Origin of the sequence: Ruegeria marisflavi, assembly GCF_025673445.1 — a bacterium.
In the GTDB taxonomy this organism is placed as follows: Bacteria; Pseudomonadota; Alphaproteobacteria; order Rhodobacterales; family Rhodobacteraceae; genus Ruegeria_B; species Ruegeria_B marisflavi.
In genome coordinates, this window is the sequence record NZ_JAOVQN010000016.1 from 118,083 (window position 1) to 125,167 (window position 7,085).

The window sequence follows — 7,085 nt, forward strand, 5'->3', positions numbered from 1 at the left end:
CAGAAGGTCAAAGACCCCATTTCTTGCGATTCTCTTCAAAGAAACCCTGGGCTGCTTTCACCTTTACCCAGTTGTTGACGTAGTTGATCCAGACCTGATCGTCCTGAGGCAGGATCATGGCGATGGGCGAGGGCGCGCGGGGTTCGGCATTGGGTACGCGCACGACAGGGAACTTGGCCTCCAGCGTGGACCCTTCGATGTTCGAAGTGACGAAAACATCGGCGCGGCCGGCCAGAACCTCTTGGTATCCGCGTGCGGGCGCTTCGACCACCTTGATGTCGGCGTTGGGGAACCATTCCCGCACCAGTTTTTCAAACGTGGTGCCAAGGGTTGTGGCGACCTTAACGCCGGGCTGGTTGATCGAGTCATAGCCCGAAAATTTTTCGGCCTTGTCCTTGGTCGTGAAGGGGAAGATCTCGACGGCGATGTAGCTTTCCGAGAAGCCCGCAACTTTCATACGGGGCGGCGAGATCGAAGCAGAACCGGTAATGTGATACTGTCCGGCAACAACGCCGTTGACCAATGTCTTCCAGTCGGTCGGAACGAACTCGACCTCGACACCCAGGTCCTTGGCCAATTCGTTCATGATGTCGATGTCGTAGCCCTTGTAACTGTTGGTCGCCGGGTCGCGCAGTGTCATTGGGTTCCAGTCGCCGGTTGTGCCGACCTTGAGAACCCCGTTGTCCAAGATGTCGTTCAGCGCCGATTGCGCCTGTGCCGCGGTCGACAGCACCACGCCGACAGCGGCTACCGCTATGGCCTTGAGAAAGCAATTCATAGGTATCTCCCGTTGGTGGTTCTATTCCTCACTGGAAAACCAGTAGATTTGATACTTGATTTAAGGGCAAGCAGACCGCTAACCTCAAGAAAAATATTTCTCAGGAAGAAAAATGTCCGCTCAAATTCAGCCCCGATCAACACGGGCGATCGAACTCAAGGGCGTGAACAAGTGGTTCGGAACCTTTCATGTTCTCAAGAATATCAACTTGTCCGTCGGTCTGGGTGAAAAAGTCGTGATCTGTGGGCCGTCGGGGTCGGGCAAGTCGACCGTGGTGCGCTGTATCAACCGGCTGGAGGAGCATCAGGAGGGGACGATTCGCGTCGAAGGGGTGGAATTGACCAATGATCCGAAATCCGTGGCGGCCATCCGCTCCGAGGTTGGCATGGTTTTTCAGCAGTTCAATCTGTTCCCGCACCTTACGGTTCTTGAAAACCTGACGCTTGGCCCGATCAAGGCACGCGGCATGACACGGTCAGAGGCCGAGGCACGCGCGATGCACTATCTCGAACGGGTGCATATCCCCGATCAGGCCCGAAAGCGCCCCAGCCAGTTGTCCGGTGGACAACAGCAGCGGGTGGCGATCGCGCGGTCGCTTTGCATGGAACCCAAGGTTCTTCTGTTTGACGAACCGACTTCGGCGCTGGACCCGGAAATGATCTCGGAGGTTCTCGATGTAATGGTCACGCTGGCCGAAGAAGGGATGACCATGGTGGTGGTTACGCATGAGATGGGTTTTGCCCGAAAAGTGGCCGATCAGATGGTGTTCATGGACGCGGGCGAGATCGTCGAGCAGGGGCCACCAGAGGAGTTTTTCGGGGCGCCGCGTTCCCCCCGCTGTCAGAAGTTCCTGTCACAGATATTGCAGCATTGAGGCGCGAGGGTTGATGAAGAAACTCCTGCTTCTCGCACTTCCCATTCTGGCGCTTTCGGGGTGTTCCAGTTCCTCGACCTGGGGCTGGTACGTGATAAATCCGATGACGCCGGGGGGCTGGATCAATATCAAGTTCCTGATCTCGGGTATGGGCGACACCATTCTGATCTCGGTTATCGCGGCGGTTCTGTCCATCGTGGCGGGCCTAGTCGTTGCCCTGCCGGGATTGTCCAAGAAACGCGGCTGGAGGTTGGTCAACCGGGTCTATGTCGAATTCATCCGCTCCATCCCCCTGTTGCCCATGCTGTTCTGGGTGTTCTACGGGCTGCCGATCATTTTCCGCGAGATGGGATTGAACATTCCGATTGATCCGTTCTGGGGGGCGGTCATCACGCTGGCTCTGTCCGACAGTGCGTTCACAGCCGAGATCTATCGGGCCGGCATTCAGTCGATCGCCAAGGGTCAGACCGAAGCGGCGCAGACCATCGGTCTGAACTACCTCCAGACCATGCGCTACGTGATCCTGCCGCAGGCGATCCGGCGCATTCTGCCGCCGCTGGCCAACCAGTTCATCTACATCGTCAAGATGAGCGCCTTTGCCAGCGTCATCGGCATGCAGGAACTGACCCGCCGCGCCAATGAACTGGTGGTTACCGAATACCGCCCCCTGGAAATCTATACCCTGCTGATCCTTGAATACCTTGTACTGGTCTTGATCATCAGCGCCGGTGTGCGCTGGCTGGAGAGGCGCATGGGCTCGGACGAACGGGGGTGAGGAGGAGAGGCATGGACTGGAAAACCTTCATGGCCGAAATCGAAGGCGATATCGCGGCCTATTCGAAAGAGGTACCGGAAACCGTTCGCGGTTTCGGCATCATGGGCAAGGCGGCCAAGACCGATGGCGCCCTGAGCGAAAAGACAAAGGAATTCATCGCGCTGGGGATCGCCATTGCGACCCGGTGCGACAGTTGTATCGGTTTCCACGTCCGTTCGCTCGTCCGCCTGGGGGCGACCCGGGCCGAAATGTGCGAGGCCCTGGCGATGGCCACTTACATGGGCGGTGGGCCCTCGTATGCCTATAGCGCCAAGGCGCTGAAGGCGTTTGACGTGTTCTCTGTGTAGGGGGTGGATATGCGGCCTGACCTGATCGGAGCGGAAGGGTTCTTGCGAAACTGCTGGTATGTCGCCGGACGCAGCGAGGACTTTGGGCGGAAGTTGAGCGCGGTCACCATGCTGGAAGAGCAAATCGCGATCTTTCGGGACACCAATGGCAATGCAATTGCGTTGGAGGACGCCTGTCCGCATCGCAAGTTACCCCTGTCGCGCGGCTCTGTCGAAGGTGACAACGTGGTCTGCGGGTATCACGGCCTGACCTTCGATTGTACCGGCGAATGTGTCATTGCCCCGACCCAGCTCGACAATCCTCCACGGCGCGCCGCTGTTCATTCTTATCCCACCGAAGACAGGTGGGGTTTCCTGTGGCTGTGGATGGGTGACCCGGACAAGGCGGACAGAGACGAAATTCTGGACATCCCCAACTTCGACAATCCTGACTGGGGCAAGACGCCGAAAGGCGCCATGGAGATGGCTTGTCACTACCTCTACATAATCGACAACCTTCTCGACCCGAGCCATGTGGCCTGGGTTCATCTTTCGTCATTCGCGGGGGCGGGAACCGATAACCGGCCCCTGGATCTGGAGGAGATCGAGAACGGCGTTATCGTCTCGCGCTGGGTTCTGGGCGAGGAGCCGCCACCGTACTACAAAGCCATGCTGCCCTTTGGCCCCACCTGCGACCGCAAACAGCACTATGAATGTCGCCTGCCATCCACCGCGATCAACATGTCGGTCTATACCCCTGCGGGAGAGGGCGGCGCGCAGAGGCCGGTCTCTCCCAATGCCTTTGTGAACATTTCCTACAATTTCATAACCCCTGTAAATGCGCACCAGTCCCGGTATTTCTGGTTTCAGCACCGCAATATGCATGCAGAGGATCATCAGCTCTCGCAACGGATGTTCGAAGGCGCGACGATGGCGTTCAATGAGGACAAGGAAGTTTTGGAGCACGTGCAAACAGGCATGGCGAACCGCAAGTCCGGCTATATCAATCTTGGTCTGGACGCCGGCGCGATGCGTTTTCGCACCCGGGTGGCCCGTCAGATCAGATCGGAAACCTCTACCGACTGAGACCTTGTCAAAGGGCTGAAAGCCGCCCTGTCGGCCCCTGTCCGACCTGCGTTTCCGGGTTGTCGAATGTCGCGCGAATACACGGGTAGCGCTCTAGGATCTCTGCTCCGCCGGGAACACGGGAAACGTGGAAAACGCCCACATCCCATATCTTGACCCCGTCAACCTCGATGGTCGGATCCAGCACATTCAGAGAAATCTCTCCAGGGGCATAGTTTCCGCATGTATGGAAATGCAGCAACCGCGGATTCCCGAAGGCGCTGCCGCTCCACCGTTCGAAATTTTCGGCAGCCGGCCTGGTGTAAAAGCAACCCGGGTGAATTCCCGCATGCCAGGAATGAATCGTCATGGGATCCAGCCCGAATTGCTCTCCGACGCGGCGAAAATGCATCGTTGCGCGTTGGACATCCTCGGGCTCGCCCCTAAAGCCCTCGAGTTTGGTTTCTCTGAAGTGAATTTCGACAGGGGCGTTCAGATGGCAGCCGTAGGGCTTGTAGAACTTGGATCCCGTCCCCACCAGAAACCCGTCCTGTACAATCACGCCGGAAAACCCAGCAGTTGGGACGGGAGCGAAAACCGACATCGGGAAACGGGTGATTGCGACGTCTGATATTCCTTTGTCGGGAAAGTTGGCCCCCGGTCCACTGAAATCCGTTCCCAACGGGCAAGTCACACGGATTGTCCGCGCGTTCGCCAAAAGCGTGTTCACAGCATCCTTGATCTGAACAAAGCCACTGTAATGCGCGGCACCAAACCTTGACGCCAGCATCTCTGTGTCCAGGACATAGGCAACGATAGGCCTTGTTTTGCGCATCTCATCGCTGAACCTGATCTGGTCGCCACAGCGTGACAGGAACAAGGTCCGATCAGCGACCGCCATGGCCGTCTGAATGCCTACCGGCAAGATAGATCCCATGGGATCGAAAGGCGCCGTTCTAAGCTCTGTCGCGATGCCCATTGTTTTGGCGGAACCTGCTATGACGGCGGCCAGGTCGGCGTCGTAATATCCGTTATCGGTTGCTTCCTGAAGAATCAAAAGGTGATCCCCTGGATTCAGGCCGCTGCAATTGCGCAAAAGGTTCTCTGCTCCAGCCCGAAGTCTTTCTTCCGACATGTATTCCCACCGCGTTGCGAGATCGGTTCCATCTTACCCTCGCGCTGTCGGTTGTTCCTAGAAAAATTTCCCCCCAGTTGAAATTTCTACTGTGAATTGGGGTAATTTACCTCATATCCTGTAGTTGCAACTGGAGGAGTGAAATCATGAGTGCGTGGATTGAAATGGTTCCGGACGAGCAGGCAGATGGTCGGCTCAAGGAGATGTTGGACAACGCACGCACGCCGCATGGCACGGTCGACACAGTCATGCGGGTGCATTCACTCAGACCGGAAACGATGAACGGACACGTAACCCTGTATCGATCGGTGCTTCATTCGAAAGACAACGTGCTGCCGTTCTGGTTCCTGGAAGTGGTTGCAAGCTTCACATCGATCCTGAACGACTGCACCTATTCGCTGACGCATCATTTTATGAATGTGCGGAACTTGCTGCGAGATCAAAAACGATCCGATCGGATCTTTCTGGCTCTCAAGGCGCACCGCCCGGAAGAGGAGTTTTCGGGTAAGGAACTTGCCTTGTTGCGTTATGCCGGGAAACTGACAACTTCTGTCGGAAAGATGGTCAAATCCGATTTCGAAGCTTTGAAGATCGCCGGATGCGACGACGGGGAAATCCTGGAGGTCAATCAGGTTTGTGCGTACTTCAACTACTCAAACCGTTTGCTGAATGGGCTTGGGGCGACCACAGAGAATGATGTGATCGGATATTACAAAGGCGACGATTGACCATGCCCAGGTGAGCGCCGCTCTCGGTTTCTTCAGGCGGCTGGTGCGCGAAACGGTGTCGGTCTGTACCCCGGACTGGAGGCCCTCAAATGGTCGGCTCCGCCAAACGGAGCCGCTTTGTCGTCCACCCCGACAGTCGCGCTCAGATCGGTCATGCACCATGATCAAAACTGGACCACTCAGGTGGGGCTGATCACTTCCGTGCCTACGTGAACTTCGATTTTTTCATGCGTTTCCGCTCCTCTCCCAGCCAGGAAGACTTAGCGGAAAACTCCAGCTTCAAACGATCCAGTTTTCAGGGGGGCAGAGCAACATCAAGGTGATTTCGAAGCCGTCGGGAAGTTTGTCGTTCCTAACTTGACGCCCGAAAATCAATGGAACAGTACCGGTGAGCGTCGAGCGGGCGTTGTGTAATGATAAGACCCTTGCCTTCCAAGCTTGTGATCTACTTCTCCTATCCTTTCATTTTGATTTCAAGCTATTCTTATTATTGACTTATGTCGTTCTTCTGTATTCCGGTGGGTTCCGTAATTTTCCTGCTGATACCGACAAAAAACTGACAAAATGCCCAAGCTCACAGAGACCTTCGCCCGCAAGGTTCCGTAGACAAAATCCGGAACCGACAAGCACTGGGACAGCGAGGTGAAAGGCCTCGTTCTCTTCGTCGGGAAGCGGTCGAAGACCTGGTATTACCAGAAGGATGTTGGTGGTCAGACACGGAGGGTGTTAATCGGGCGTTATCCGATGATCACAGCGGAGGTGGCCCGACAGACCGCTCTCGGGTTTGCGCTTGAATGGGGCAGGGGTGCGGGAAAGCAAATCCAGATTGGTGCTCCGACCCTGCAAGTGGCGATGGAAGCTTATTTGGCGCGACCCAAGCTTCGATCAGATACGCATAAGCTGACTATGCGTCAGCAGTTCGAGCTTCATCTCAAGGATTGGCTGCGCCTGCCACTCGATGAGATTACCAAATCGATGGTCGTGGAGCGCCATAGGTCTCTCGCTGCCACCCCTTCGACGGCTAACCATCTTCTGAAGTATTTTCGGACGGTCTGGAACCATGCTCGTCGTGTTCACGATCTGCAGGAATCGCCGACCTTGGCGATCGAGTGGTATGATGAGCAGCCAGCTGGGACCATCATTGACGACCTGGTGGAGTGGCGGCACGAGATCGAGGGGCTGCACAACCCGATTCATACCGTGTTCTATGAGCTGCTGCTCTTCACTGGGCTGAGAAAGACCGAAGCATTAACCTTGGAGTGGAGGCACGTGCACGAGGACCGCATACATCTACCAATGACCAAGAATGGGAGAAGCTTTGACCTACCTGTTGATTTTTGCTGAGAAGTGACCCGGTAGCCCCATAATTTTCCACCGAGATTTGACCCATGTGAACACGCTGCC

The 7,085-nt window shown here is 56.1% G+C and carries 7 protein-coding genes and 1 pseudogene; 6 read left to right on the forward strand and 2 right to left on the reverse strand.

Translation table 11 applies throughout. The features are described from left to right. Positions 1-7 precede the first annotated feature (7 nt). Positions 8-778 (reverse strand): transporter substrate-binding domain-containing protein, encoded by a 771-nt coding sequence (locus OEZ49_RS15735; RefSeq protein ID WP_263389208.1) that lies wholly within the window; start codon positions 776-778, stop codon positions 8-10. A gap of 112 nt (positions 779-890) precedes the next feature. On the opposite strand from OEZ49_RS15735, the gene OEZ49_RS15740 reads away from it, so the two are divergent. The 4 genes from OEZ49_RS15740 to OEZ49_RS15755 are packed head-to-tail and all read left to right on the forward strand — an operon-like array spanning position 891 to position 3,839. Continuing rightward, on the forward strand, positions 891-1,652 hold the full coding sequence (locus tag OEZ49_RS15740; RefSeq protein ID WP_263389209.1) for an amino acid ABC transporter ATP-binding protein: 762 nt from the start codon (positions 891-893) through the stop codon (positions 1,650-1,652). 13 nt (positions 1,653-1,665) lie between these two features. Further along, positions 1,666-2,427, forward strand: a complete 762-nt coding sequence (locus OEZ49_RS15745) for an amino acid ABC transporter permease (RefSeq protein WP_263389210.1) — start codon at positions 1,666-1,668, stop codon at positions 2,425-2,427. Positions 2,428-2,438: 11 nt separating this feature from the next. Next, positions 2,439-2,774 carry a carboxymuconolactone decarboxylase family protein gene (locus tag OEZ49_RS15750; RefSeq protein WP_263389211.1) on the forward strand — a complete coding sequence of 112 codons (336 nt, stop codon included), beginning with the start codon at positions 2,439-2,441 and terminating at the stop codon, positions 2,772-2,774. Positions 2,775-2,783: 9 nt separating this feature from the next. Further along, positions 2,784-3,839 carry an aromatic ring-hydroxylating dioxygenase subunit alpha gene (locus OEZ49_RS15755; protein ID WP_263389212.1) on the forward strand — a complete coding sequence of 352 codons (1,056 nt, stop codon included), beginning with the start codon at positions 2,784-2,786 and terminating at the stop codon, positions 3,837-3,839. Between the two features lie 7 nt (positions 3,840-3,846). On the opposite strand, the gene OEZ49_RS15760 is transcribed toward OEZ49_RS15755, so the two are convergent. Then, positions 3,847-4,953: a hypothetical protein gene (locus OEZ49_RS15760; RefSeq protein WP_263389213.1), complete on the reverse strand. Its 1,107-nt coding sequence runs from the start codon at positions 4,951-4,953 to the stop codon at positions 3,847-3,849. Between the two features lie 146 nt (positions 4,954-5,099). On the opposite strand from OEZ49_RS15760, the gene OEZ49_RS15765 reads away from it, so the two are divergent. Continuing rightward, positions 5,100-5,681 (forward strand): carboxymuconolactone decarboxylase family protein, encoded by a 582-nt coding sequence (locus OEZ49_RS15765; protein WP_263389214.1) that lies wholly within the window; start codon positions 5,100-5,102, stop codon positions 5,679-5,681. Between the two features lie 564 nt (positions 5,682-6,245). Continuing rightward, positions 6,246-7,013 (forward strand): annotated as a pseudogene (locus tag OEZ49_RS15770) (integrase arm-type DNA-binding domain-containing protein); the annotation flags it as partial. Positions 7,014-7,085 lie beyond the last annotated feature (72 nt).

Bases quoted from the DNA above. Each gene is read 5' to 3' on its own strand.
- OEZ49_RS15760 (WP_263389213.1), bottom strand. From the start codon at position 4,953: ATGTCGGAAGAAAGACTTCGGGCTGGAGCAGAGAACCTTTTGCGCAAT.
- OEZ49_RS15735 (WP_263389208.1), bottom strand. From the start codon at position 778: ATGAATTGCTTTCTCAAGGCCATAGCGGTAGCCGCTGTCGGCGTGGTG.
- OEZ49_RS15755 (WP_263389212.1), top strand. From the start codon at position 2,784: ATGCGGCCTGACCTGATCGGAGCGGAAGGGTTCTTGCGAAACTGCTGG.
- OEZ49_RS15750 (WP_263389211.1), top strand. From the start codon at position 2,439: ATGGACTGGAAAACCTTCATGGCCGAAATCGAAGGCGATATCGCGGCC.
- OEZ49_RS15745 (WP_263389210.1), top strand. From the start codon at position 1,666: ATGAAGAAACTCCTGCTTCTCGCACTTCCCATTCTGGCGCTTTCGGGG.
- OEZ49_RS15740 (WP_263389209.1), top strand. From the start codon at position 891: ATGTCCGCTCAAATTCAGCCCCGATCAACACGGGCGATCGAACTCAAG.
- OEZ49_RS15765 (WP_263389214.1), top strand. From the start codon at position 5,100: ATGAGTGCGTGGATTGAAATGGTTCCGGACGAGCAGGCAGATGGTCGG.